The organism is Methylophilus sp., assembly GCF_052173275.1.
In the GTDB taxonomy this organism is placed as follows: domain Bacteria; phylum Pseudomonadota; class Gammaproteobacteria; order Burkholderiales; family Methylophilaceae; genus Methylophilus.
The window spans coordinates 1,717,388-1,743,460 of record NZ_JBQMUL010000002.1 but is presented as its reverse complement, the minus strand read 5'-3'; the positions used below and the strand labels follow the sequence as shown (position 1 = coordinate 1,743,460).

18 protein-coding genes, 3 tRNA genes and 3 rRNA genes are annotated in these 26,073 nt (G+C 51.5%); all 24 read right to left on the bottom strand.

Translation table 11 applies throughout. From position 1 onward, the window contains the following. The gene (locus tag ACTS9Y_RS09865) at positions 1 to 522 is read right to left on the bottom strand and encodes a type II secretion system protein (protein ID WP_442585756.1); all 522 of its coding nucleotides are present in this window, start codon (positions 520 to 522) and stop codon (positions 1 to 3) included. Between the two features lie 3 nt (positions 523 to 525). Continuing rightward, a complete protein-coding gene (locus ACTS9Y_RS09860) occupies positions 526 to 924 on the bottom strand; it encodes a type II secretion system protein (RefSeq protein WP_442585755.1) in 399 nt (132 codons plus the stop codon). Then, positions 911 to 1,441, bottom strand: coding sequence for a type II secretion system protein (locus ACTS9Y_RS09855; protein WP_442585754.1), 531 nt, complete (start codon positions 1,439 to 1,441; stop codon positions 911 to 913). The genes ACTS9Y_RS09860 and ACTS9Y_RS09855 overlap by 14 nt, the downstream gene beginning before the upstream one ends. Then, complete coding sequence (locus ACTS9Y_RS09850; RefSeq protein ID WP_442585753.1) at positions 1,441 to 3,474, bottom strand: secretin N-terminal domain-containing protein; 2,034 nt, start codon at positions 3,472 to 3,474, stop codon at positions 1,441 to 1,443. The genes ACTS9Y_RS09855 and ACTS9Y_RS09850 overlap by 1 nt, the downstream gene beginning before the upstream one ends. An 18-nt stretch (positions 3,475 to 3,492) precedes the next feature. Beyond that, positions 3,493 to 4,146, bottom strand: coding sequence for a hypothetical protein (locus tag ACTS9Y_RS09845; protein ID WP_442585752.1), 654 nt, complete (start codon positions 4,144 to 4,146; stop codon positions 3,493 to 3,495). After that, positions 4,136 to 4,762, bottom strand: coding sequence for a hypothetical protein (locus tag ACTS9Y_RS09840; RefSeq protein ID WP_442585751.1), 627 nt, complete (start codon positions 4,760 to 4,762; stop codon positions 4,136 to 4,138). Before ACTS9Y_RS09840 ends, ACTS9Y_RS09845 begins: the two co-directional genes overlap by 11 nt. Further along, positions 4,759 to 5,376, bottom strand: coding sequence for a PilN domain-containing protein (locus tag ACTS9Y_RS09835; protein ID WP_442585750.1), 618 nt, complete (start codon positions 5,374 to 5,376; stop codon positions 4,759 to 4,761). The genes ACTS9Y_RS09840 and ACTS9Y_RS09835 overlap by 4 nt, the downstream gene beginning before the upstream one ends. Beyond that, entirely contained in the window at positions 5,366 to 6,217 is an 852-nt protein-coding gene (locus ACTS9Y_RS09830) for a hypothetical protein (RefSeq protein ID WP_442585749.1), read from the bottom strand. The genes ACTS9Y_RS09835 and ACTS9Y_RS09830 overlap by 11 nt, the downstream gene beginning before the upstream one ends. Then, complete coding sequence (locus tag ACTS9Y_RS09825) at positions 6,198 to 7,883, bottom strand: GspE/PulE family protein (RefSeq protein ID WP_442585748.1); 1,686 nt, start codon at positions 7,881 to 7,883, stop codon at positions 6,198 to 6,200. The genes ACTS9Y_RS09830 and ACTS9Y_RS09825 overlap by 20 nt, the downstream gene beginning before the upstream one ends. Continuing rightward, on the bottom strand, positions 7,880 to 9,055 hold the full coding sequence (locus ACTS9Y_RS09820; protein ID WP_442585747.1) for a type II secretion system F family protein: 1,176 nt from the start codon (positions 9,053 to 9,055) through the stop codon (positions 7,880 to 7,882). The genes ACTS9Y_RS09825 and ACTS9Y_RS09820 overlap by 4 nt, the downstream gene beginning before the upstream one ends. Positions 9,056 to 9,060: 5 nt before the next feature. Beyond that, entirely contained in the window at positions 9,061 to 9,483 is a 423-nt protein-coding gene (gene gspG / locus ACTS9Y_RS09815; RefSeq protein ID WP_442585746.1) for a type II secretion system major pseudopilin GspG, read from the bottom strand. A 187-nt stretch (positions 9,484 to 9,670) separates the two neighbouring features. Beyond that, on the bottom strand, positions 9,671 to 11,500 hold the full coding sequence (locus tag ACTS9Y_RS09810) for an ABC transporter ATP-binding protein (RefSeq protein WP_442585745.1): 1,830 nt from the start codon (positions 11,498 to 11,500) through the stop codon (positions 9,671 to 9,673). Positions 11,501 to 11,502: 2 nt separating this feature from the next. Continuing rightward, the gene (gene ispF, locus ACTS9Y_RS09805; protein WP_442585744.1) at positions 11,503 to 11,988 is read right to left on the bottom strand and encodes a 2-C-methyl-D-erythritol 2,4-cyclodiphosphate synthase; all 486 of its coding nucleotides are present in this window, start codon (positions 11,986 to 11,988) and stop codon (positions 11,503 to 11,505) included. Between the two features lie 33 nt (positions 11,989 to 12,021). Next, positions 12,022 to 12,714 (bottom strand): 2-C-methyl-D-erythritol 4-phosphate cytidylyltransferase, encoded by a 693-nt coding sequence (gene ispD / locus ACTS9Y_RS09800; RefSeq protein WP_442585743.1) that lies wholly within the window; start codon positions 12,712 to 12,714, stop codon positions 12,022 to 12,024. 363 nt (positions 12,715 to 13,077) lie between these two features. Next, positions 13,078 to 13,191: ribosomal RNA gene (gene rrf, locus ACTS9Y_RS09795) — 5S ribosomal RNA — on the bottom strand. 242 nt (positions 13,192 to 13,433) lie between these two features. Next, positions 13,434 to 16,322 (bottom strand): 23S ribosomal RNA (locus ACTS9Y_RS09790). A gap of 371 nt (positions 16,323 to 16,693) precedes the next feature. Further along, positions 16,694 to 16,769: transfer RNA gene (locus ACTS9Y_RS09785), tRNA-Ala, on the bottom strand. 9 nt (positions 16,770 to 16,778) lie between these two features. Continuing rightward, positions 16,779 to 16,855 (bottom strand) — tRNA-Ile (locus ACTS9Y_RS09780). Between the two features lie 86 nt (positions 16,856 to 16,941). Beyond that, positions 16,942 to 18,480 (bottom strand): 16S ribosomal RNA (locus ACTS9Y_RS09775). The 16S, 23S and 5S rRNA genes sit together here with 3 tRNA genes alongside, the layout of an rRNA operon. A 328-nt stretch (positions 18,481 to 18,808) precedes the next feature. Further along, positions 18,809 to 18,885: transfer RNA gene (locus ACTS9Y_RS09770), tRNA-Met, on the bottom strand. A gap of 184 nt (positions 18,886 to 19,069) precedes the next feature. Continuing rightward, on the bottom strand, positions 19,070 to 19,816 hold the full coding sequence (locus ACTS9Y_RS09765; RefSeq protein WP_442585742.1) for a DUF4197 domain-containing protein: 747 nt from the start codon (positions 19,814 to 19,816) through the stop codon (positions 19,070 to 19,072). A 119-nt stretch (positions 19,817 to 19,935) separates the two neighbouring features. Next, complete coding sequence (locus ACTS9Y_RS09760) at positions 19,936 to 22,437, bottom strand: glycogen/starch/alpha-glucan phosphorylase (RefSeq protein WP_442585741.1); 2,502 nt, start codon at positions 22,435 to 22,437, stop codon at positions 19,936 to 19,938. Between the two features lie 206 nt (positions 22,438 to 22,643). Then, the gene (locus ACTS9Y_RS09755) at positions 22,644 to 23,906 is read right to left on the bottom strand and encodes an OmpP1/FadL family transporter (protein ID WP_442585740.1); all 1,263 of its coding nucleotides are present in this window, start codon (positions 23,904 to 23,906) and stop codon (positions 22,644 to 22,646) included. A 155-nt stretch (positions 23,907 to 24,061) separates the two neighbouring features. Beyond that, positions 24,062 to 25,975 carry a molecular chaperone HtpG gene (gene htpG / locus ACTS9Y_RS09750; protein ID WP_442585739.1) on the bottom strand — a complete coding sequence of 638 codons (1,914 nt, stop codon included), beginning with the start codon at positions 25,973 to 25,975 and terminating at the stop codon, positions 24,062 to 24,064. Positions 25,976 to 26,073: the final 98 nt, after the last annotated feature.

Sequence of the window (26,073 nt, the reverse complement as noted above, 5' to 3'; positions counted from 1 at the left end):
CTAGCGCTTTGACCAGGCTTCTTCCAGGTCTGCCAAGGTATTTGGCTCATAGATAAACTGCCAGTCACGATAGTGCTTGGCGCTTTTAAAGCTGGATTGAAACTCCTGGTAGCCTGTACTCCGAATAGGCACCTGTAATGACTGGCTGTGCACACCGATGATACGTCCATCACGTACTATCGTTACCATGCCCTGTTTAGTGGCAAACGGGTCTGCATACACTCTGCGCAGATGCCTTTTCAGCACCGGGAACCGCTTATCTTCCGTCAACTCACTCAGTGTCAGCGGATATTGCTTTACCGGCTGCGGGGTGGATTCATAATAGCGCCCTATCGCCAGCCGATAAGCCTCGCCCACCTCCAGCAATAAGGCTTCATTGGCACGCTGGGTCTGTTGCTGCCACATGACGGCCGCCCCTTGCATGCCGATAGCGGCAATCACCAGCGTCACCATCACGCCGATATAGGAGAAGCCACGTGGTGCCCTGAGCAAACTCCTGTATTGTTCATTAATCAGCCGCACAGCCTACCAGTCCGTGTACAGCGTGCCATCAGCAGCCTGACCAGTGGCACTGCTGTGCAGTGAATACACGCCACCGACCAGGGGCAATTCCGGCGCAGCAATCGTCCAGACATCATTGCGTTCGGTCATCGCATCCCACGGCAGTTTATCCAGATAATGCTTGTCGACCAGCTCTTGCAAGGTCTCGGGATATTGCCCCTGGTCGGCAAAAAATTCATCCAGTGCCTTGCGGGTGGTGGCCAGCTGTTGTTTCAGTGCCTGCTCTTTGGCGCGCTGCACACCGTAAAAATAACGCGGCACTGCCAACGATAACAATAAAGCCAATATCGACAATACCACCAGCAACTCCACCAGGGTAAAGCCTGCCCATCGTTTGAGTAGATCAGGCTTACCACTGCGCATAAGGCACTCCATTGATCCCGGTTTGCGTGCTTAAGGAGTACACATCATAAACATCCTGACCAGCGCGCGGCGCTTCCGGCGGGCTATCATAACTGCGCAACCCCCAGCCTATGGCTGAGCTTACCCCGGCAATTTGCTGGACTTTAAGCATAGGGTCTTGCGGCACCCGACGCAAAAAGCGTAATACCTTGCGTTTAGGGTCTTTGATGTCCTGTACACCCTCTGCCAGGATTTCCAAACTGGGCGGATAACCGGTGGCATCGGCACTTTTCTTGATGCGCCCGTCATCGGCGGCTTTTTTATATCCATCAATGGCGCGACGAATCTCGCGCAGGTCGTCGCGCAGTTGCTGTTCTTTCTGCCGCTGCAATGTGACTTGCACCATAGGCGTAGCAACGCTGGCCATGATGGCAACAATCGTCAGCGAAACCATTAATTCAATCAGGGTAAATCCGCCCTTCCTGGCGCAACGCCGTGCAGATAAGCGCCGACCTGCTGACTGTTCAGCCAGCCACATTACGGGATCACCTTGGGCGATGGTAAGGCGGTGGGGGATTGTTCTTGCACACCACTACCATTCACATTATTCGACATACCCGGCACCGTCGGAGTGACGTTTGAAGAAGGGAATGAGGTGGCTGGCGCTGGCGGTGGCGGCAGCGCATCCGGCGCCGGTATACTTGCTTCGGGTGGCACAGGCGTTTCAGGAGATTCAATCACTGGTGGCTCTATCGGCTCATTCAGTTCACGCTGACGCTGTAACTGCTGTTCACGCAATTGCTCTCCACGCGCCGAAGTCGGGGCCACCGGTGTCGTGTTCAACAGCGGCTTATCAGAAATGATGGTTTCGGTGCCGCTCCAGTATTCAGAGAAAGTCGCTTCCGGCAAGGTGACATTGCTGATCACTTTGGGCGTGATCGCCAGCACGATCTCGGTCTTTTGTTTCTCATCATTATGGCGGGAGAACAATCTGCCCAGGATAGGGATTTCACCCAGCCCAGGTATCTTGTCCGCATTCTTGCGCTCCGAATCCTGGATCAGGCCCGCCAAGATCTGTGTCTCGCCATGTTTGAGTCTGAGGATGGTGCTGGCATTACGCGTACCGATGTTAAACACCCTGGAGTTATTGCTCAGGGTCACCGCTTCACCCAATGAACTGACTTCCAGATTGACTTTGATGCTGACGAAGTTATCCAGCATGATACGCGGCTCCACTTCCAGTTTGAGCCCGACGTCGACATAAGACACACTCTCAGACGTGCCGACGTTAGCCGTGGTATTGGTGGTGATCACCGGGACTTTGTTGCCGACCAGCACCTTGGCTTTTTCGTTATTCTTGACGCGGATACGCGGATTGGACAGCAGGTTCAAATCCGTATCTGTGGTCCTGAACTGTATGCTGGGGTTAGGGCTGACGCCGATATCAGAAGATTTCAGGCTTTTGAGTGCCTCCAGCGTCAACGGGCTGTTGAGTACGGTCAATGAGCTAGGATAAACGATGCCCAGGTTTTGCAGCTTGCCGCGCGTGACTTCCATCACTTCGATCTCCAGCATCACTTCCGGATCGGCAATATCCTGCGCCTTGATCATTTTCTCAGCCAGGGCCAGCACTTCCGGCCTATCCCTCAATACCAGCATATTCAGGCGTTCATCGACATAGACATCGCGGATCTTAAGGATGGTGCGCAACATATCGGCACATTGCTTGGCGCTGGTGTTGGCAAAGTAAAAGTTGCGAATCAGCAGATCCTGGTAATCCTTATTCTTTTGCTGGGTAGCCGGGTATACCAGCAGGCTGTTAGCCGACAGCACTTTTTTCTGCAAACCGTTGCTGGTCAGCACCATATCAATCGCATCCTCAATCGGCATTTTCTTCAGGAATACCGAGGCTTTCATTTCCGGCTTAATATCTTTGTCCAGGATAAAGTTGACGCCGGTGGCGCGTGACAACGCCTCGAACACGACTTTGATATTGGCCTCACGCAGTTCCAGCGTCACCGGTTTGCTTAAGCCGGTTTGCAGCTGTGGCAACGCTGCACGGGCACGGGTTTCCATCGCGATCAGTTGCTTTTCCAACGCCAATGCCTGCTCGTTGGCCGGCTGTTCGAGCAGGATATCGCGCACCAGCTTGAGCGCTTCCTTGGGCTGATCCATCTGTTGTCTGGCGGCTTCCAGTTGCTTGCGCAAGATCAGTTCGCGCTCCCCCGCTCTTTCATAATCCAGGGCCTTGGGATGATGTGCATCCAGCGTCAGTACCCGCGCATAAATCTGTTTCGCTTCAGCGATATTGCCGTTGGCATCCGCGGCTTCGGCTTCAGTAGAAAGCGCATTGATCGCCTGCTCGCGTTCGCGGTACCAGCGGTTACGTAGCTGCACATCACCTGGTTGCTCGGCCACCTGTTTGGCAAGTTCATGCACCTTGCCTTCAGGCGTGGTCGCCGTCAATCTAGGCGGGAAAAAACTGCAGGCAGCCAGCGCAAACGCAGCAGACAACAGCAATAGGCCGGTGCGCAAACGGGTAGGCAGTATGGTTGAACGAAGGGATGTCATGTAAGAGTGACTCATGAATTATTGTTCTAAAGGAATATTGTCTTCAGCATCCGCCGCAGACTGACGTTGCCCTGCTGCTGCGGTTTTGGCTTTGCTCAACACCACCGCCTGATTAAGCGGCAGATAGGTAAAATACACAGATTGTTCATCCTCACGCTCAAGCCGCCATTGCGGGGTCACCTGGCTCTTCAGTTTTGGCATAATGACTTTTTTCTGCTGCATTAAAATCACCGTTGTGCCATCGGGCACATCCTGCATGCTGCCAACGTAGGTGTAAGGTAGCGGTGGCGCTTTCGGCGGTGGTGGCGGTTGCGGCCTGGGGGGGGGTGGCAACCACTCGTGCGCGGCAAACAATGCATGACTGACCTTGGCAGGTAACTTGCGTGGCAGCACGACAGGCGTGGCTGCCTCTGCTACGACCGCTTGCGTCACTTGATCTTGCGCACTATCCACTTGTGGTTCAGTCACCGTAGCTGTTGCTGGCGTAGCCGCTGCCGTTACACTCAGACTTGCAGGGCCAGGTTTAGCCAACGTGCTGTCTGCCACTACCGGCGCATCAGCGGCCTCCTGTTCGGCTGACCATTGCCAATACACCAATGCAAATGTCAGCAACAGAGCACCCCACAACAGCGGCTGCCGGTATTTTTGTGCACTAGCTGCTTCAGGTCGCATGCTCACGCCCTCCGCGGATAAACATGGAGAATGTCAGCGTGGTCTCGATCACCTGCTGCAAGGTTTCGTTCTTACGCAATTCCAGCCCCGTTAAGGCCATGGTCGGGTAACGGCGCAGTACTTCACTGATAAAACGGCGGCAAGTGACATAATCAGACTGGATAGTGAAACGCATATCAAACTGCTGTATAGGCTGCGGGCCAACAGCGGCCTGGTGTGCCTGCCACTGATAATCGCCCACATTGAGCGGGATATGATGCTTCTGCGCCAGTGCCGCAACTTGCAACATGCGTGGTGAGAGTTCGCTACTGGCCGGCAGCTGTTGCCACAATTCAGACAAGGTGACGGGTTCGCTGGCTTGCTCCGGCGTTTTTGCTGTCGCCAGGTTTTTTGTAGCAGGCAGCCTGGTTTCAACAACGCTGGCGGGCCGCAATTTCAGTTGCTGGATATCTTGTTCAAGTGAAGCAAGCTGAGCCGCTTTTTCAGGTTGTTGCTGTAACAAATATAGCCAGACGACAATAAGCACGCTGCAGGCCATCATGGGCATCCAGCCCAGGTACCAGGCGCTGCGTCTGGCAAACCAGATCAGCCCGGTCATGGAAGGTAATCGGTTCATGGCTGCCAGCCTCCCTGGATTTCAAAGCTGACCGGGCGTTGTGGATGCGTTTCAATGACCTGGTGTTTTTGCAGGTGCACTTGTGTGAGCACCGTTGCTTCCTGCAAATGGCCCACGTATTTCAGCAAGGTGTTGTAATCCTTGGCTTCACCGGATAAGGTGAATTGTCCGCGTGTGGCATCAGGTAACAATTGCAGCAAGGCGATGTCTCTGATCTGCCTGGCTTCCAGCGCCTGCAGTAAATCGAACCAGCGGATATTCAGTTGTTGCGTAATCGTTTCTGCTTCTTTCTCTTGCGCCTGGGTGAGGGCGACAGCCGCCTTCTTTTGTGCCGCCGCATGCGCATGCTGCTTGGCTTCTTCCGGGTTTCTCGCCGGCGCCACTGGCGTTACAACTATTTTTTGTAACTGGCTGGCTGCGTCATTCGCCTGCACCAGTTGTGCTTTGCGCTGCGCCATTGCCAGTAATTGCGCATTGGCATCGTCATCTGTTTGCCAGGCAGTCAATACCAGCACAATGCAAACCACGAGCAGCAATAGCCCTGGCCAGCGCACCTTCTGCCAGGCAAACGGTGCCTGTGAAAACTCAAAATGGTAGTTTGGGTTAGGCCACATGTGCCACCTCTTGCCACAGCGAAGTCATCGCTTCAGCGGAATACAGGTTTTTGCATGTCAAACGGCCTGCCAGGTGTTGTGACAGCCTGCGCCCCGCCGCAGCCACAGGCTCACATGCGGGCTCGCTCAACCAATAACAAGCAGAATCCTGCACGCCCAATAGAGTACGCTCACGCAACAACCATGCAGCCATGCTCTCCACATCATTCAACGCCGTCACTAGGCTGGCGACATGGGTGATTTTGGCTTGCTGCAACTGCAATAAGCGTAGCATATGCGGTTCGGCAGTCACTACCGTGCCATCCGCTGGCAGGCGTGTTTGTGCCCATAGCGCGCACGCATAAGGCTGCACTGACAACTGTAGATACTTGCGTGGTGCCAGCAAGTTTTTTGCGGCCATATTTTGCAGGACGGGTGTAGTAGCGAGTAAGGAAGCATGGTTTTGCAGCACATCCTGCATGCGCAAGGGCCATTGCACAGCGGCTTCACCATAAGTATTGAGCAGCGTGGCGCGTGCATACGCTTGCAGCTCAGTGCCGGATAACGCCTTCGCCTGGGCGGATTGTTGAATAGCAGGCAGTAACATCAGGTGCACATGCTGGTCTGCCAGGTAAATTTCGATACGCTGCCAGTCAGTGGCGGGCAGTTGAGCCATCACTTTAGTCATGGCTGTCTGCAAGGCCACAGACTGCGTGCTTTCCAAACTCGCATGGGCAACGACTTTGCGGGACTGAACCCCGGCTGGCCAGTGCTCGGCCAGCACGCTATCAGCCGTCACCAGCATGCGCGTCAGGCCGCACCACCGTATCTGTCTGAGCATATCAGGCAATAAACGTGACACGGTTGATCTCCTGCAAACTGGTCATGCCCGCGCCAGCAGCGCTGACTGCCGCTTCACGTATGGTGCGCATGCCATTTTTGGCAGCGGCTTCTTTTAACTGGCGGATAGGCTCACGCGCAATGATCATTTCGCGCAGCTCATCATTGAGCACCAGCACTTCTGCCACCGCTTTACGGCCTTTATAGCCGGTGCCACGGCAATGTCCGCAGCCTTTGGCATGTTTAAAAGTCATGCCTTCCGCCTGTTCCGGCGTCAGTCCTGAGGCTTCCAGCAACTCGGCATCCGGAATAAATGGTTCGGCACATTGCGGGCACAAGCTACGTACCAGGCGCTGCGCAATAATGCCATTCACGGCAGACACAAAGTGATAGGGGTCTACGCCCATGTGCATAAAGCGGCCTATCACATCGAGCACGCTATTCGCATGCACGGTGGAAAACACCAGGTGGCCGGTCAACGCGGCCTGCACCGCGATCTGTGCGGTTTCCGCATCGCGGATCTCACCGACCATGATCTTGTCAGGATCATGACGCAGAATAGACCTCAGCCCGCGCGCGAATGTCAGGCCTTTCTTTTCATTGACGGGGATCTGCAGCACGCCTGGCAATTGATATTCCACCGGGTCTTCAATGGTGACGATCTTGTCAAAGCCAGTATTCACTTCGGAGATCGCCGCATACAAAGAAGTGGTTTTACCGCTACCGGTCGGGCCGGTCACCAGTACCATGCCATACGGCTCACTGGCCAGTTTCCTGAATCTGGCGATCACATCGTCATCAAAACCTAACGCTTTCAGGCTCAGGCCCTGCGCCTGTTCGGTCAAGGCTTTACGGTCCAGCACCCTGAGGACGGCGTCTTCGCCAAACGCACTCGGCATGATAGAAACGCGGAAATCGATCAGCCGGTTCATGGCATGTACTTTAAAGCGACCATCCTGCGGGATGCGGCGCTCGGCGATATCCAGTTGCGCCATCACCTTGATACGCGAAATCGCTTGCTCTGCGCTATCTAGGCCCGGGCTATTGGCAATGCTGGCCATCACGCCGTCAATGCGGTACTTCACGGCTAGGCCGCCGGGATGCGACTCCAGGTGGATATCGCTGGCGCCGGTTTTCAGGGCATCATATAAAGTGGAGTTGATCAGCTTGATGATGGGGTTGGCATCTTCGTGGATGGATTTCAGCGAAAGCTGCATCACCACTTCTTCTTCACCCTCTGGTGCCTGCTCTTCATGCAAGCCCATGCCATCCATGGCGCGCATGGTTTCTTCTTCACCCGCAAGATAGGCACTGATATCCAGCCGGTGTGCCAGCCGCCATGCATAAGATTGCGGCACCGCATGCTGTGCCCATAACGGTAGCTGGCGATCAAACGGGTCAGCAAACACCAGTATCAACGCCTGGTTTTCATCATAAAAAGCCAGGCATTCTTTTTGTTGCGCCTGGTTATAACTGATGACATCAAACGCGACCTGCCACTCGCGCATTTCACGCATACTGGCTACCGGGTAATGCAGCAACTGCCCCAGTTGATTGACCAGTGCTTCGCTATCTAATGACAGTAATTCTTCCAGCACTTCGATGACGCGACGTTGTTGCTGTTGCGCCAGCGTTTGTGCCTGCGCGAAAACATCCGCCTGTATTGTGGTGGGTAAAGGCTGATTCATTGGATCTGCCCTGCCAGTTCAAAGATAGGCATATACAACAGGAGCACAACGACACCAATCACCAGACCAATAAACAACATCAGCAAGGGCTCGAATAGTTTGGTAAACCAGTCTATCCAGCGCGCCAGTTCTTCGTCATAAAAACCGGCGATGCTATCCATCATTTGCGCCACGTTGCCACCGCGTTCGCCGACCAGCAGCATGCGTTCACCAATCGGTGTGGTCATGCCCGCAGTCTTGAAAGCATGCGATAACGGCTGCCCCTGGCTGATCATGGTTTGCGCCTGTTGCAGGCTGAGTGCCATGCTGCTATCCAGCAGGCCACCCAGTGAATCAATCGCAGTCATGATGGGTGTACCGCCCGCCAGCAACATGCCCAAGGTACGGTAAAAACGTGCCAGCTGATAGAGTTGTAACTTTGCACCTACCGCCGGAATACGCCAGATCGCCCGCATCATGGCCTGGCGCATGGCTGGTGTTTTAAATAGTACGACCAGGCCGATGATCATGCCTACCAGAATCGCCAGCATGGTTTCGCCATGTTGTGAAATCAGCGTGCCCCACTGCAACATCATTTGCGACATCCACGGCAAGTCAGCACCGGTCCCTTCATACACACTGCTGAATTTAGGCACCACGAAACCCATCAGAAACGCAATCACCAGGCCGCCGACGATAATAAGCAGCAACGGGTAAATCGAAGCACTGACGATTTTTTTCTTTAATAGTGAGACCTGATTGTCGTAAGCGATGTAGCGCGACAAGGCATTGCCCAGATCGCCGGTACGCTCAGCCGCTTTGACGGTGGCAAAATACAGCGGCGGAAATACTTCCGGCTGACGCTCCAGCGCAGCAGAGAACGACTTGCCTTGCTGCAGCGATTGCAAGATGCCTTGTAAAACGCTGCGGGTATGATCTTGGCGTAAGGAAAGCGCTTCAATCGCCTCGACCAGATTGAGGCCAGACTGCAATAAGGCCAATAACTCCTGGCTGAACAAGGCAAGCGGGAAGGCTTCCTTTTTTAAACGTGCCTTGCCGGATTTATCCACTTGCAGCGAGACTGGCAGCAAGCCTTTAGACTTCAGCTGCGCATAGGCATCCTGCTCGTCGTCGGCCTGCAACTCGACCATCGTCAGCAGTGAGCCATTCAATACTTTTGCCTGGTAGCGCATGCCAATTACCAGCTGGTAATGTCCTGCGACTCATCCGTGCCGCCAACCTGGCCGTCTTTACCCAGGCTGAATAAATCATACTCGCCATGCTGGCCTGGGAAACGATACTGGTAAGGCTTACCCCACGGGTCATTCGGCACCCCCTTCTTCAGGTATGGGCCACTCCAGCGGGTATCATTTTCGGTGTTAGCCATCAGCGCATTCAGGCCCTGCTCGGTAGTCGGATAATGGCCGAGATCAAGACGGAACTGGTCCAACGTCTGCTCAAGCGCGGCGATTTGTGCCTTGGCTGTCTTGACCTCAGACTTGCCGATCTGCTGGAAATACTTGGGACCAACATAGCCTGCCAGTAAGCCGATAATCACCATGACCACTAAGAGCTCTAGTAAAGTAAAACCGGCACTGCCTCTGACCGAACGCTGCGTCATCCAATATTGCTCCATGAAAAATTGATGACAATATTAAGCAGTTCAGATTGCAGAAAAGTGGCAGCAATGTGACAGACCGTCAAAATTGTAAATCTGTATTAACAGCTTTGACGGTCAGTGATGTCGCAGGTGGATGGCTTTAGAAGTGGCCTAGCCAGGTGGCAGGAATAAAAGGCTTACAGGGTAGCTATTCACCAAGAAAACCGCCACTCTGGTGTGCCCATAGTTTGGCGTAAATACCATTCAGCTGCAGTAGCTGATGATGGGTGCCGGTCTCAACGATACGGCCTTTATCCAGCACCACCAGTTTATCCATTGCCGCAATGGTCGAGAGCCGGTGCGCGATCGCAATCACGGTTTTGCCTTCCATCAACTGTGAAAGATGATGCTGAATAGCCTGCTCAACTTCAGAATCCAGCGCACTGGTCGCTTCATCCAGCACCAGGATAGGCGCATTTTTAAGCATGACGCGGGCAATGGCGATCCGCTGGCGTTGACCACCGGAGAGTTTCACGCCTCGTTCACCCACATGGGCATCGTAACCGGTGCGACCTTTGGCATCGCGCAGCGTCTGGATAAAGTCATGCGCTTCAGCCCGCCTGGCGGCGGCGATCATGTCTTCTTCTGTCGCGTCCGGACGGCCGTAGAGGATATTCTCGCGCACTGAGCGATGCAGTAAAGAAGTGTCCTGCGTCACCATGCCGATCTGCTGCCGTAAAGAATTCTGTTTAACCGCATCAATAGACTGGCCGTCTACCTTGATATGGCCGGACTGGATATCAAAAAAGCGCATCAATAAATTCACGATGGTGGATTTACCGGCACCTGACCTGCCGACCAGGCCTACCCGTTCGCCGGGCTGGATAGTCAGGTTAAAGTTTTCCAGCAAATGCGCCTGTTTTTCATAGGCAAAATACACCTGCTCAAACTTCACTTCCCCACTAGGTACCGTGAGCGCTTTTGCTTCTGGCGCATCAACGACTTGGTTAGCAACCGACAGAGTATTGATACCATCCTGGACGGTACCGATTTGTTCGTAAAGCGAAGTCAGTTCCCACATCACCCAATGCGAAATACCATTGAGGCGCAAACTCATGGCCATCACGGCTGCCACTGCACCGGCAGCGACCAGGCTTTGCGACCAAAGCCAAAGCACCAGGCCGCCGCTGGCGATGATCAGGCACATATTCAGGAAGTGGTTGATGGTCTCTACTCCGCTGACCATGCGCATTTGGCCATGCACGCTATCCAGGAACTCCTGCATGGCAGATTGGGCGTAATCCGCCTCGCGGCCTGCATGTGAAAACAGCTTGACGGTAGAGATGTTGGTATAAGCATCCGTGATGCGTCCGGTCATTAATGCACGTGCATCTGCCTGCTGTTGCGATACCTTGGCTAACCTTGGGATAAAGTAAAGCAGTGCACAGCCATACAAAAGCAGCCAACCGAGAAATGGCAGTACCATCCACGGGTGGAAACTCCCCACCACGGTGACGATGGTGGTGAAATAGAGCAGTACGTAGACCATGATGTCGGCCAGGATGAACCACACTTCCCTAACTGCGAGTGCCGTTTGCATGACCTTGGCCGAGACGCGGCCAGCAAACTCATCCTGGTAAAACACCATGCTTTGGTTCAGCATATGCTGATGAAACTGCCAGCGTAAGCGCATGGGGAAATTACCCGCCAGCGTCTGATGTTTCATCAGTGTTTGCAGCGTAATGATCAGGGTGCTACCGATGAGGATGGCGATCACCCAGGTCAATGTTTCCTGATGGGTAGTCCACAACTGCTGGGGAGCAATGGCAGTCAGTTTATCCACCACTTTACCCATCAATGCAAACAGCAAAGCCTCAAAAGAGCCGATACAGGCTGTTAGTATGGTCATGCATAGGATGTATTTGCGCATGCCATACGAACAGGCCCACATAAATGGCCAGAAGCGCGTAGGCAGGTTTTGAATAATCTCGCGCGGAAATGGAGAGACTAAACCCTCAAACTTGGAAAACAATGACATGGTTAAACTTGTGTATAGATCAGGGCAATAGCTTCGGCGGCGATGCCTTCACCACGGCCGGTAAAACCCAGTTTTTCAGTGGTGGTGGCTTTCACATTAATCAAATCAAGGGCGACCTGACAGTCGCTGGCGATGTTCTCGCGTATGCTGAGGATATGTGGCCCTAGTCGCGGCGCTTCACAGATCACGGTAGCATCGACATTGCCAATGTTAAAACCTTTATCGCGCAGCAACTGAACTACATGGCGTAGTAACTCACGTGAATCTATGCCCTTGTAGCGCATATCGGTGGGCGGAAAATGCTTGCCGATATCACCCAGGGCGGCTGCACCTAGCAGCGCATCGCAAATGGCATGCAGCAATACGTCTGCATCGGAATGGCCGTCCAAGCCCAGTGGATGAGGAATGTGTACGCCACCGATGATGCAATCGCGGCCGCTGACCAGCGCGTGCACATCAAAACCATGGCCGATTCTAAAAGGCGTCATATATTTTCAGCTTACTCAATGTTTACTAAAGGTTTAATCAGGTGCAGCCAACATCAGCGCTGCCACGACTGTTAAGTCATGCGGATAAGTGACTTTCATATTTTTTAAATCTCCCAGCACCAGTTTGGGTTTATGTCCCATCCACTCCATGGCTTGTGCCTCATCGGTGGGTTGACGCTGCAAATGCATGCTCAATGCCTGCTGCAACTCAGCGTGGCGAAACATCTGCGGCGTTTGCGCCTGCCACAATCGTTGCCGCGGGATCGTCTCGTCTATCGCCCCATGTGCATCTGCACGTTTTAATGTATCAGCCAGGGGTAACGCAAGCAGCCCGCCGATCTCATTTGCTGAGATCGCATCAATCAACCGCGCAATCATGGTCGGATCAATCCCCGGCCTTGCGGCATCGTGTACCAATATCCAGTCATCAGCAGCGACGATATCCGACATGGATTGCAACCCGTTTAGTACGCTGGCAGCGCGTGTTTCTCCACCACAGTGCATGACCCGGGTCTTTTTACAATGCGACAACAGTGAAGGTTGCCAGAATGCATCGTTCTCGGCGACGACGATCACGATGCTATTGATTTGCTGCGTTGCTTCAAATATATCGATAGCATGCTGCAGGATTGGTTTCCCGTTCAGCATCAAATATTGCTTGGGCGTTTCTGACTGCATGCGTGCGCCATGCCCGGCACTAGGTATTAAGACATGATATCTAGCCATTTCAATATTCTAACATGTCACATGATGTCTCTTTCCGTCTCATTAGCCCCAATGGGCCAATGACAGTTGGCGTGAGATTTCTTATGATGCTTGCAAACGAGGGAGAAGACTCAAACAACAGCCGTACACGCAGACCAATACTGCCTCAGCGGCGTGAATCACAAGGTAGCAAGCAATTCAGCAAGACAGATTTCATGGCAGTCTATTAAATGTTTTATCCTAATAGACTTTGATAGCCCGGTGCGTGCACCGGGTTTTTTTATGCGTGTTTTGTGGTGAGTGGGCGTCAGCCAGGTCGCTGATGCGCTGTGACAGCGTAAAAGCAAAAACCCCGCTATTGCTAGCGGGGTTTTCTTATAAGGAGCTTGGGGATGACCTACTTTCGCATACGAAGAGTACACTATCATTGGCGCAAGTTCGTTTCACGGCCCTGTTCGAGATGGGAAGGGGTGGTTCCAAACCGCTATTGTCCCCAAACATAACTGGTAATGTTATGCATGGTGCTGAGCCTGGTGTTACTTTGGCATCAGCCTGCTTTAACAAATTGGAAGAAGTAAAGGATGCAAGCGTTTTACGCTTGTTTTCAATGGGATTTAGATGTTGAAACAACGTGTTGTTTCAGTATTTCTAGATGATTGCCAAATCATATTGCTTTGAACTACACCTTACAGATTTTCATCTGTTAGATTCCGGTTAGGGATTCTAAGTTTTAAGGTTATAGGATCAAGCCTCACGAGCAATTAGTATCAGTTAGCTTAATGCATTACTGCACTTCCACACCTGACCTATCAACGTCCTGGTCTTGAACGACTCTTTAGCTGGCTTAAAGCCAGAGGCAAGTCTCATCTCGAGGCGAGTTTCACGCTTAGATGCTTTCAGCGTTTATCTCTTCCGCACTTAGCTACCCAGCTATACCATTGGCATGATAACTGGTCCACCAGAGGTGCGTCCACTCCGGTCCTCTCGTACTAGGAGCAGGTCCCCTCAAACTTGCAGCGCCCACGGCAGATAGGGACCAAACTGTCTCACGACGTTTTAAACCCAGCTCACGTACCACTTTAAATGGCGAACAGCCATACCCTTGGGACCGGCTACAGCCCCAGGATGTGATGAGCCGACATCGAGGTGCCAAACTCCCCCGTCGATATGAACTCTTGGGAGGAATCAGCCTGTTATCCCCAGAGTACCTTTTATCCGTTGAGCGATGGCCCTTCCATACAGAACCACCGGATCACTATGACCTGCTTTCGCACCTGCTCGACCTGTCCGTCTCGCAGTCAAGCAACCTTTTGCCATTGCACTATCAGTACGATTTCCGACCGTACCTAGGTTACCTTCGCACTCCTCCGTTACTCTTTGGGAGGAGACCGCCCCAGTCAAACTGCCTACCATACACGGTCCCCAGTCCGGATTACGGACCTAGGTTAGAACCTCAACAACATCAGGGTGGTATTTCAAGGTTGACTCCACGATATCTAGCGACACCGCTTCATAGTCTCCCACCTATCCTACACAAATCTTGTCAAAGTCCAATGTAAAGCTGCAGTAAAGGTTCATGGGGTCTTTCCGTCTAGCCGCGGGGAGATTGCATCTTCACAAACATTTCAACTTCGCTGAGTCCCGAGAGGAGACAGTGTGGCCATCGTTACGCCATTCGTGCGGGTCGGAACTTACCCGACAAGGAATTTCGCTACCTTAGGACCGTTATAGTTACGGCCGCCGTTTACTGGGACTTCAATCAAGAGCTTGCACCCCATCATTTAATCTTCCAGCACCGGGCAGGCGTCACACCCTATACGTCCACTTTCGTGTTTGCAGAGTGCTGTGTTTTTATTAAACAGTCGCAGCCACCTTTTCACTGCAACCCCATCACGCTTCTAGAGCAAGTCTATACACGTTACCGGGGCGCACCTTCTCCCGAAGTTACGGTGCTAATTTGCCGAGTTCCTTCTCCCGGGTTCTCTCAAGCGCCTTAGAATTCTCATCCTGCCCACCTGTGTCGGTTTGCGGTACGGTCTTATACAACTGAAGCTTAGTGGCTTTTCTTGGAAGCATGGTATCAATCACTTCGTCTGCAAGCAGACTCGTTATCACGTCTCAGTCTTAGCTCTCCGGATTTGCCTAAAGAACCAACCTACACGCTTGAACCGGGACATCCAACACCCGGCTGACCTAACCTTCTCCGTCCCCACATCGCATTGTATAGAGGTACAGGAATATTAACCTGTTTCCCATCAGCTACGCATCTCTGCCTCACCTTAGGGGCCGACTCACCCTGCGCCGATGAACGTTGCGCAGGAAACCTTGGGCTTTCGGCGAGGGAGCTTTTCACTCCCTTTATCGCTACTCATGTCAGCATTCGCACTTCTGATACCTCCAGCGCCCCTCACAGGACACCTTCGCAGGCCTACAGAACGCTCTCCTACCATGCACATCATAAATGATGGCATCCGAAGCTTCGGTTACGTGCTTAGCCCCGTTACATCTTCCGCGCAGGACGACTCGACCAGTGAGCTATTACGCTTTCTTTAAATGATGGCTGCTTCTAAGCCAACATCCTGGCTGTCTATGCCTTCCCACTTCGTTTTCCACTTAGCACGTCATTTGGGACCTTAGCTGTCGGTCTGGGTTGTTTCCCTCTTGACCACGGACGTTAGCACCCATGGTCTGTCTCCCGTAATTGCATTTCTCAGTATTCGGAGTTTGCAATGGTTTGGTAAGTTCTTATGAACCCCCTAGCCATAACAGTGCTCTACCCCCGAGAATGATATACGAGGCACTACCTAAATAGTTTTCGGAGAGAACCAGCTATCTCCAAGTTTGTTTAGCCTTTCACCCCTATCCACAGCTCATCCCCAAATTTTTCAACATTTGTGGGTTCGGACCTCCAGTACCTGTTACGGCACCTTCATCCTGGCCATGGATAGATCACTTGGTTTCGGGTCTACACCCAGCGACTAAAACGCCCTATTCGGACTCGATTTCTCTACGCCTCCCCTATCGGTTAAGCTTGCCACTGAATGTAAGTCGCTGACCCATTATACAAAAGGTACGCAGTCACGGAACAAGTCCGCTCCCACTGTTTGTATGCATACGGTTTCAGGATCTATTTCACTCCCCTCCCGGGGTTCTTTTCGCCTTTCCCTCACGGTACTTGTTCACTATCGGTCGATTACGAGTATTTAGCCTTGGAGGATGGTCCCCCCATGTTCAGACAAGGTTTCTCGTGCCCCGCCCTACTTTTCGTTACCCTAGTTCCACAGACGGGATTTCGTATACGGGACTATCACCCACTACGGTCGGACTTTCCATTCCGTTCTACTATCGCATCTGCTAAAAATAACAGGCTATTCCATGTTCGCTCGCCACTACTTACGGAATCTCGGTTGATTTCTTTTCCTCGAGCTACTTAGATGTTTCAGTTCACTCGGTTCGCCACCATCTCCCTATATATTCAGGAGCGGTTACCCTTGCGGGTGGGTTTCCCCATTCGGACATCTCCGGATCAAAGCTTATTTGCCAGCTCCCCGAAGCTTTTCGCAGGCTATCACGTCCTTCATCGCCTGTAATCGCCAAGGCATCCACCATATGCACTTATTCACTTGACCCTATAACGTTAAAACCTAAACCCTTTTTAAATCTAGATTTCGTCGTGCATGAGACACGCGTTACAGGTAATTCTAAAGCACTATCAAACCTCGTTAGATTTGCTTAAATCATTGATTACTCAACAACCTAAGCCTCTCAACTTGCGTTTAATATATTTATGATTTTGCAATCAATCGATATTGTTTCCGGTTAAAAAACAATATCGCCCATTGAATATAAGTTGTCATCACACAACCTATATTCCTTTACTTCTTCCATTTTGTTAAAGAGCAGTCCAGTTAAAAAACTAGAAGCAAGCACTACGCAAGTAACGCTTGCTTCTAATCTCTAATCTACAACAAAGATCCATTAACCTAAACCATCATGAAGGTGGTGGAGGATAACGGGATCGAACCGTTGACCCCCTGCTTGCAAAGCAGGTGCTCTCCCAGCTGAGCTAATCCCCCAATATAGAGTGGTGGGTCTGGTTGGGCTCGAACCAACGACCCCCGCCTTATCAAGACGGTGCTCTAACCAGCTGAGCTACAGACCCTAAGGCGGTTTGCCTAAATCTTTGTTGCTGCTTAATTTTAGATGACTGATAAGAGTGAATGCTTGAAGCCGAGTGATCTTCTCTAGAAAGGAGGTGATCCAGCCGCACCTTCCGATACGGCTACCTTGTTACGACTTCACCCCAGTCATGAATACTACCGTGGTAAGCGTCCCCCTTGCGGTTAGACTACCTACTTCTGGTAAAACCCACTCCCATGGTGTGACGGGCGGTGTGTACAAGGCCCGGGAACGTATTCACCGCGACATGCTGATCCGCGATTACTAGCGATTCCGACTTCATGCTCTCGAGTTGCAGAGAACAATCCGGACTACGATCGGCTTTCTGAGATTAGCTCCCCCTCGCGGGTTGGCAACTCTCTGTACCGACCATTGTATTACGTGTGAAGCCCTGGCCATAAGGGCCATGAGGACTTGACGTCATCCCCACCTTCCTCCGGTTTGTCACCGGCAGTCCCATTAAAGTGCCCAACTAAATGATGGCAATTAATGGCAAGGGTTGCGCTCGTTGCGGGACTTAACCCAACATCTCACGACACGAGCTGACGACAGCCATGCAGCACCTGTGTCCACTTTCCCTTACGGGCACCTAATGCATCTCTGCTTCGTTAGTGGCATGTCAAGGCCAGGTAAGGTTTTTCGCGTTGCATCGAATTAATCCACATAATCCACCGCTTGTGCGGGCCCCCGTCAATTCCTTTGAGTTTTAATCTTGCGACCGTACTCCCCAGGCGGTCTACTTCACGCGTTAGCTGCGTTACTCATGGATTTTACTCCACCAACAACTAGTAGACATCGTTTAGGGCGTGGACTACCAGGGTATCTAATCCTGTTTGCTCCCCACGCTTTCGTGCATGAGCGTCAATATTATCCCAGGGGGCTGCCTTCGCCATTGGTATTCCTCCACATCTCTACGCATTTCACTGCTACACGTGGAATTCTACCCCCCTCTGACATATTCTAGTCTGGCAGTTTCAAACGCAGTTCCCAAGTTGAGCTCGGGGATTTCACATCTGACTTGCCAAACCGCCTGCGCACGCTTTACGCCCAGTAATTCCGATTAACGCTCGCACCCTACGTATTACCGCGGCTGCTGGCACGTAGTTAGCCGGTGCTTCTTATCAAGGTACCGTCAGCCTCACACTTTATTAGAATGTAAGTTTTCTTCCCTTGCGAAAGAGCTTTACAACCCGAAGGCCTTCTTCACTCACGCGGAATGGCTGGATCAGGCTTTCGCCCATTGTCCAAAATTCCCCACTGCTGCCTCCCGTAGGAGTCTGGACCGTGTCTCAGTTCCAGTGTGGCTGGTCGTCCTCTCAGACCAGCTACTGATCGAAGCCTTGGTAGGCCATTACCCCACCAACTAGCTAATCAGATATCGGCCGCTCTTATAACGTAAGGTCCGAAGATCCCCTACTTTCCCCCTCAGGGCGTATGCGGTATTAGCTAATCTTTCGACTAGTTATCCCCCATTACAAGGCACGTTCCGATATATTACTCACCCGTTCGCCACTAATCCCCCTAGCAAGCTAAGGTTCATCGTTCGACTTGCATGTGTAAAGCATTCCGCCAGCGTTCAATCTGAGCCAGGATCAAACTCTTCAGTTTATTCCTAACTATTACTTTATACCTCTTTCGAGGCGGTATTCGTTTCGCTTAATTTCTCAAATTCATTTCAAGGTATGTGTGTCAAAAACACTGTACATACTTGTCATAAATCTAAGTGTAAAGCATTTGTATTTTCTGAGTTTCTACGCATTAAATGCGCTTCACTCAACTACAAACACCCACACTTATCAGTCATCCTAATTTTTAAAGAACAGGGCCACCAGGGCCTTCATCGCTTACGTTGCTTCGTAACGAGGTGCGCATTATACAGCGCTTTTTACTTCGGTCAAGCAGGAAATTTATTTCAATTAAAACGAATTTATTTGCTTGGTTGCGGGAACAGGATTTGAACCTGTGACCTTCGGGTTATGAGCCCGACGAGCTGCCAGACTGCTCCATCCCGCGTCCGATTCGACTGGTAAAACTTGTGTTGCGTCGAGAGGTGAGACTATAGCAAGGAAGCTGAAGGTGTGTCAACACCAATTCGAAAATACTTACTGGACTAAGGCGATCAATAGCAGGGAATAAACTAAAAGGCGCCGCTTGTCAGCGGCGCCTTTTAGTTTTCAGGCTTTATATTATTGTTTGCTTACTGGGCGGCACCAAATACTTTTTTCAGCAAATTGCTGGCCTGACCCATCGGGTCTTGCCGAATAGCTGCTTCTTCTTTTGCCACCATCAGGTAAACGCCATCCAGTGCTTTTTGTGTGACATATTGATTGATATTGGCATTTTCTTTTTTCACCACGCCAAACTTGCTGCCCATTTCTGCATACTGATTATAAGTATCAGCCAGTTTGACATTAGCAGTCGCCTTTTGCACTACCGGCAGGAACTTGGCCGCCATCTCGGTCGAGGTGGTTTTCTTGAAATATTGTGTCGCCGCATCTTGCGGGCCAGTGAGTATGCCTTTGACATCAGCCAGGCTCATTTGCTTGATGGAGTTCACCAGCAGGGTTTTGGCTTCCGGCACCGCTTGTTCTGCGGCACGGTTCATTTTTAAGATGAGCTCATCGGCCTGATCGCCCATGCCGACCAGGCGCATGCCTTTCTCAACTTTCTTCAGGGAGTCCGGCAAAGGGATTTTCACATCTTTATTACCCAGGAAGCCATCGGTGGCGCCCAGCACATCAACGGCTTTGGTCACGCCTTGATTGAGCGCCAGTTTCAGGCCATCATTGGTTTCCTTATCTGTCAGGCTGCTGACAGCGCCGCTATTGTCACTTGCCGAATTACCACTGACTTTATTGACGACATCTCCCAGGCTTTTGAGATCCAGCGCTTGCGCATCCGAAAACAGCAAGCCTATCAGTATCACCCACGCAGTTTTTTTCATTATTTATCTCCTCGCGAAACTGAGATCAGTGTACCGATAAATGCCTTGGCAAGAAAGCACAAAAGCAAGCCCTTGCGGGCCTGCTTTATCATTTGTTGCTTCACTGCTTAATGCATCAATTACGCTTTAAATTGTTCGACCTTCCAGATACGGTTTGCATACTCGCCTATGGTACGGTCACTGGAAAATTTCGCCATGCGCGCTACATTCAAGATAGCCACGCGCGACCATGCTTCCTCATCCTGATACAAGGCAGCCACTTTTTCCTGTGCCTCGACATAGGCGGCGTAGTCTGCGAGCAGCAGATAATGATCGCCTTTGTGCAATAAGGTATCGACAATCGCCTGATAACGATTCGGCTCACCAACTGAGAAGAAGCCATTGCCTATCATGTCTATCACCTGCTTCAGCTCGGCGTTTCCGTTGTAATAATCCCACGGGTTATAGCCGCTCGCCTTGATTTGCGCGACTTCAGGCGTGGTCAGGCCAAAAATAAAGATATTCTCATCGCCGACTTCTTCCTTGATTTCGACATTGGCCCCATCCAGCGTGCCTATGGTCAGCGCACCATTCAGCGCCATCTTCATATTGCCGGTACCACTCGCCTCAGTGCCGGCGGTAGATATCTGCTCAGACAAATCAGCCCCGGGGAACAATATTTCGGCAGCGCTCACCTCATAGTTAGGGTAGAACACGACTTTCAGCTGGTCACCCACGACCGGGTCGTTGTTAATCAGCGTTGCGACATCGTTGATCAAACGAATGATCTGTTTGGCCAGCCAATAGCCTGGTGCGGCCTTACCAGCAAAGATCACCACCCGCGGTGCATGGTTTTTGGCCTGGCCACTGCGAATGCGGTTATATAAAGTGATCACATGCAACACATTCAATAACTGGCGCTTGTATTCGTGGATCCGTTTGATCTGCACATCAAAGATCGCTTGCGGATTGATGGCCACGCCAGTTTTCTGCAGTATCTTATAGGCCAGGCGCTGCTTGTTGGCGGCCTTCACCGCTCGGAAAGCTTTCCTGAACGCGGCATTGTCTGCCAGCGGCTCAATATTTTTAATCAGGCCCAGGTCTTTCTGGAAGCCGGTGCCTATGTGCTTGGTTAACAGCTCGGTGAGCAAGGGGTTAGCCTGGTTGAGCCAGCGGCGCGGCGTGATGCCATTGGTGACATTGGTAAACTTGCCTGGATAGATCTTATTAAAATCGGCAAACAACGTTGTGCGCAACAATTCACTGTGCAAAGCAGCCACACCATTCACGGTATGACTACCGACCACTGCCAGGTGGGCCATGCGCACCCGGCGCCCATGCGTCTCATCAATGATGGAGACGCGACTGAGCAAGGCGCTGTCGCCGGGGAAATGCTGGTTCACCATCTGCAAGAACCTATGGTTGATTTCGAAAATGATCTCCAGATGGCGTGGCAACAGCGATGAAAACAGATCCACCGACCAGGTTTCCAGCGCTTCCGGCATCAGCGTATGGTTGGTGTAGGCGAATATCTGTGTGACCAGTTTCCAGGCCCTGTCCCAAGCCAGATGATAATGATCGACCAACTGATACATCATTTCCGCCACCGCAATCGCAGGGTGGGTATCGTTTAACTGGATGGCGACCTTTTGCGGCAAGGTATCCCAGTCCTGATTACTTGTGATGAACCGATGCAGGATATCCTGCGTAGAGGCACATACAAAAAAGTACTGCTGTTTTAAACGTAACTCTTTGCCAGACTCTGAAGTATCGTTTGGATAAAGCACCTGCGAAATCGTCTCTGCGCCATGGCGGCCTTCGACAGATTTATCGTAATTGCCCTGATTAAATGAGGTCAGATCGAACTCTTTGGCCGCTTTGGCAGACCACAAGCGCAGGTTATTGACCGTTTGTGTGCCATAACCAGGCACAGGCACGTCATACGGCATGGCGACGACACTCTCGGTATCTATCCAGTGACGTTCTGTACCGCGCTCGGTATGCACTTGCACGACACGTCCATAAAATTTGACTTCGCACGTATGCTCCGGACGCTGCACTTCCCAGATATTCTGGTAGCGCAACCAGTTATCCGGGTTTTCAACCTGCTGCCCCCCCTCGATACTTTGCCTGAACATGCCATAATCATAGCGAATACCATAACCAGTGGCGGGAATATCCATGGTTGCCATAGAGTCCACGAAACACGCAGCCAACCTGCCCAGGCCGCCATTGCCCAGCGCAGCGTCCGGCTCCATCTCGGCCACACCTTCCAGTTGCTGGCCGATTTCCTGCAGGCCGTCGCTTAGTTCCGGTGCAACGCCCAAATTCAGTGCCGCGTTTGACAGCATGCGGCCGATCAAAAATTCGAGTGATAAATAATAGACGCGCTTGGTATCCGCATCGCGATAAGCATCCCGGGTAATCACCCAGCGGCTCATTAAGTGGTCACGTACGGTAAAGGCAGCGGTTTGGTACCAGTCCCGCGTCGTGGCCCAGGAGTTGGATTTACCCAGGGAAAATGTCAGATGGTTGCGTAAAGCTTGCGAAATCGGCAACTGCGTCAGCAAAAAGTCTTCGGCGTTATGGATGGTTTCTATTTTGTTAGTCTTGGAACGTGTGGATTTGGCATTAGTGGCCATGCATCTTCCCCTGAAATAATCAATAACGGATGTGATTGTCTAACTTAAAAGCAAAAAACAAGCCTGTCGCGGCAATCAGCCTGTATGACAAAAAGCCACGGCGAAGGTGCCATGGCTTTTATTATAAACAGGATAAATGTAAAGATGATGACTAAAATAGCGGCCGTGCGCGCAAACCTTGCAGCGGCCGGTTGGATGGTAATAAGCTATATCGCCCAGCCATAAGCAACGCCAAGCGAATTCTGGTTCATGCGTACATCCGCCTCGCCACCACCGAATGGCGCGGCCGGAATCGAGTTACTGCCGCGTACTTTGTTTTCAAAGGCATGCGCAAAAAAGAAAGAAAGCTCAGACTTGTTCGGCAATGTATAAGTCGCCCCTAAAGTAAGGTGGTCTTGCACCACGGCAGGTGCCAGGATATTGAACAAGGTCTCGCTACTGCGCACAGGTTGCGAACTATGATTATAGCCAGCACGCAAAGTCAGGCTATCGCTATAAGCATACTGTGCACCGACCTTGAGCACCGTGACATCGCGCCAGCCAAACCCGGGGCCACTGGATGCACCCAGCCTGGCCGACAGGTTACTCAGCGACAAATTACCAATCGCGTTCACATCAGAATACAAGATGCGTTGTGCATCGGCAGCCAGCGTCAATGCAGGCGAGGTTTTAATGGCGATGCCGACCCCATAATTGGCAGGGATATCAATATCGCCCCCTTCTGCAAACAGGCCTTTATATTTATCAAACTTGCTGGCGTAGGTTTTGGTCTGGTAAGTCGCCCCCAAGGTCACTGCATCACTCACCTGGCCAATCCAGCCGAAACGCAAACCTGCCCCATAGGAGTTGTCGTGCCCGTTATTGGTCACATTCCCCGGCGAGGTTGTGAAGCCAGCATTATCAAAGTTCTGCAAGCCCTTGGCCTCAAAACGCTGGTATGCCAGATTGAGTGAGACACCTAATATATGCTGCTCAGTCACGCGCCAGGTCGCGGTGGGCGCCACCACGACTTGCAGGTAATCGATACCGACCCGGCTGCCGGCATTATTAAAATAAGGGATGCCGTCTTTGTAATCGGTGTTCATGCCACCATTGCCATAAACGCTGACGCCCAGAGTAGTACGGTCATTGATCACCCGGTTATAGCCAAACTCCGGGATAAAAAAGTGCTCGGTATCATTGCCATCGTAGCGGCCATCCAGCGCCCCGCTGCCACCGGCGGTATTACTGAGACGCACATCCCGGTCTGGCTTGAACCAGGTCACGCCAAAATCAATGCGGTCGCCTACTATGCCCAACCCAGCCGGGTTGGTAGCTGCCGCCAGTGCATCTTGTGGCAGTGCAATGCCAACGCCACCCAGACCCAAACCCTTCACGCCGTAGCCGTGGGCAAAGTAACCATCGGTGGCAAAGGCCTGGCCTGCCAGCATTGATAACAGCCACGGCAACAATTTTACGGTAGTGCGCATATCCAGCCCTTTCACAATGATTGAGGGGTTTAATCTACCAAGCCTGATTAATAACTGAAAAGAATTTTGGATTATATTGATATAACCATAAAAAATATAAAACCCGCTTTCGCGGGTTTTATATTTAAAACGCATTGCTGATTATTAATGCATACTTAAAGAATCAAGCTATTGATACGCTTCACAAAGCTGGCCGGGTCTTCCAACTGGCCGCCTTCTGCCAGCAAGGCCTGATCAAACAGCACATGCGCATAATCGGCAAATTTCGCATCATCGCTTTCAGCCTGCAGTTTTTCTACCAGCCTATGCGCAGGGTTCACTTCCAAGATCGGTTTACTCTCAGGCGCCTGCTGACCAGCCGCCTTGAGGATACGCGCCAAGTTACCGGAAAGATCATGCTCGCCGGCCACCAGACAAGCCGGTGAATCGGTTAATCTATGCGTTACTTTCACTTCTTTCACCGTATCGCCCAGCGCCGCTTTGATGCGCTCCACCAGGCCTTTGGCGTTTTCTTCCACCTGTTTTTGCGCTTCTTTATCCGCTTCGTCTTCCAGTTTGCCTAAATCCAGGTCACCTTTGGCGATGGATTGCAGTTTTTTGCCTTCAAATTCGGTCAGGCTACCCAGCAACCATTCATCAACTTTGTCAGATAACAGCAACACTTCAATGCCTTTTTTGCGGAAGATTTCCAGGTGCGGCGAGTTCTTCGCAGCGGCAAACGTATCTGCCGTGATGTAGTAAATCACTTCCTGCTCTGGTTTAAAGCGAGCGATGTAGTCTTTAAATGACACATTTTGCGACTCATTATCGGCATGGGTAGAAGCAAAACGCAGCAAGCCGGCGATTTTGTCTTTATTAGCAAAATCTTCGCCCGGGCCTTCTTTCAGCACACGGCCAAACTCGTTCCAGAACTTGTTATATTCTTCCGGTCTGTTTTCTGCGATATCTTCCAGCAGGCTCAGCACTTTTTTCACCGAACCGTTTTTAATCGCTTCTACATCGCGGCTGTCTTGCAAAATCTCACGCGACACATTCAATGGCAAGTCAGCAGAATCAATCACCCCGCGCACAAAACGCAGGTATTGCGGCATCAGCTTTTCGGCCTCTTCCATAATAAATACGCGTTTTACGTACAGCTTGATGCCCTGGCGGCGCTCCCTGTCATACAGATCAAACGGCGCTTTATTTGGCACATAAAGCAGGGAAATATATTCCTGCTTGCCCTCTACACGGCTATGCGTATACGCCAGCGGGTTTTCATAATCGTGCGACACGTGTTTATAAAACGCGTTGTACTCTTCTTCAGTGATATCGCTCTTGCTGCGCGCCCACAAGGCAGAAGCGGTATTGATGGTTTCGTCCTCATCGGTCGCCACCATCTGGCCGCCTTCACCATTCTCGCCATCTTTCCATTCGGATTTCTTCATCACAATAGGCAAAGTGATATGGTCAGAATATTTGCGGACGATGGTTTTGAGTTTCCAATCATTCAGAAACTCCTCTTCGCCTTCGCGCAGATGCAGAATCACTTCAGTACCACGACCGGCTTTTTCAGTCGTCTCAATCGTGAAATCGCCTTCACCACCGGACTCCCATTTGATCGCTTCTGTCTCACCCGCACGGCGCGTGATCAGCGTGACTTTGTCAGCGATGATAAAACTGGAATAGAAACCGACCCCGAACTGACCGATCAGGTTGGCATCTTTAGCCTGGTCACCGGTCAGGTTCTGGAAGAATTCTTTAGTGCCGGATTTGGCAATGGTACCGATGTTATTGATCACCTCTTCGCGGCGCATCCCTATGCCATTGTCAGAAATGGTCACCGTACGCGCGTCTTTATCAAACGCGATCTTAATGCTGAGTTCGCTGTCATTTTCATACAGGCTGCCATTAGAGATCGCCTCAAAGCGCAATTTATCCGCCGCATCAGACGCGTTAGAAATCAATTCACGCAATACGATTTCTTTATTGCTATACAGCGAATGGATCATCAGCTGTAGTAATTGTTTGACCTCGGCCTGAAAGCCCATGGTTTGTTTAGATGGCGATTCTGCTGTCGCTGTCGTCATAACGTTTCTCCAAATAACAGGTGTTAAACACAAAACTTTTGTGTAGATGGGGAAAACAAAACCGTTTTTCAAGAGGGGGAAATGACCGAGGCAGGAAA

Bases quoted from the DNA above. Each gene is read 5' to 3' on its own strand.
- gspG (WP_442585746.1), bottom strand. From the start codon at position 9,483: ATGACGCAGCGTTCGGTCAGAGGCAGTGCCGGTTTTACTTTACTAGAG.
- ACTS9Y_RS09755 (WP_442585740.1), bottom strand. From the start codon at position 23,906: ATGCGCACTACCGTAAAATTGTTGCCGTGGCTGTTATCAATGCTGGCA.
- ACTS9Y_RS09765 (WP_442585742.1), bottom strand. From the start codon at position 19,816: ATGAAAAAAACTGCGTGGGTGATACTGATAGGCTTGCTGTTTTCGGAT.
- ACTS9Y_RS09810 (WP_442585745.1), bottom strand. From the start codon at position 11,500: ATGTCATTGTTTTCCAAGTTTGAGGGTTTAGTCTCTCCATTTCCGCGC.
- ACTS9Y_RS09835 (WP_442585750.1), bottom strand. From the start codon at position 5,376: ATGTGGCCTAACCCAAACTACCATTTTGAGTTTTCACAGGCACCGTTT.
- ACTS9Y_RS09845 (WP_442585752.1), bottom strand. From the start codon at position 4,146: ATGCGACCTGAAGCAGCTAGTGCACAAAAATACCGGCAGCCGCTGTTG.
- ACTS9Y_RS09860 (WP_442585755.1), bottom strand. From the start codon at position 924: ATGCGCAGTGGTAAGCCTGATCTACTCAAACGATGGGCAGGCTTTACC.
- ACTS9Y_RS09825 (WP_442585748.1), bottom strand. From the start codon at position 7,883: ATGAATCAGCCTTTACCCACCACAATACAGGCGGATGTTTTCGCGCAG.
- ispF (WP_442585744.1), bottom strand. From the start codon at position 11,988: ATGACGCCTTTTAGAATCGGCCATGGTTTTGATGTGCACGCGCTGGTC.
- htpG (WP_442585739.1), bottom strand. From the start codon at position 25,975: ATGACGACAGCGACAGCAGAATCGCCATCTAAACAAACCATGGGCTTT.
- ACTS9Y_RS09855 (WP_442585754.1), bottom strand. From the start codon at position 1,441: ATGTGGCTGGCTGAACAGTCAGCAGGTCGGCGCTTATCTGCACGGCGT.
- ACTS9Y_RS09820 (WP_442585747.1), bottom strand. From the start codon at position 9,055: ATGCGCTACCAGGCAAAAGTATTGAATGGCTCACTGCTGACGATGGTC.
- ACTS9Y_RS09840 (WP_442585751.1), bottom strand. From the start codon at position 4,762: ATGAACCGATTACCTTCCATGACCGGGCTGATCTGGTTTGCCAGACGC.
- ACTS9Y_RS09760 (WP_442585741.1), bottom strand. From the start codon at position 22,437: ATGGCCACTAATGCCAAATCCACACGTTCCAAGACTAACAAAATAGAA.
- ispD (WP_442585743.1), bottom strand. From the start codon at position 12,714: ATGGCTAGATATCATGTCTTAATACCTAGTGCCGGGCATGGCGCACGC.
- ACTS9Y_RS09850 (WP_442585753.1), bottom strand. From the start codon at position 3,474: ATGACATCCCTTCGTTCAACCATACTGCCTACCCGTTTGCGCACCGGC.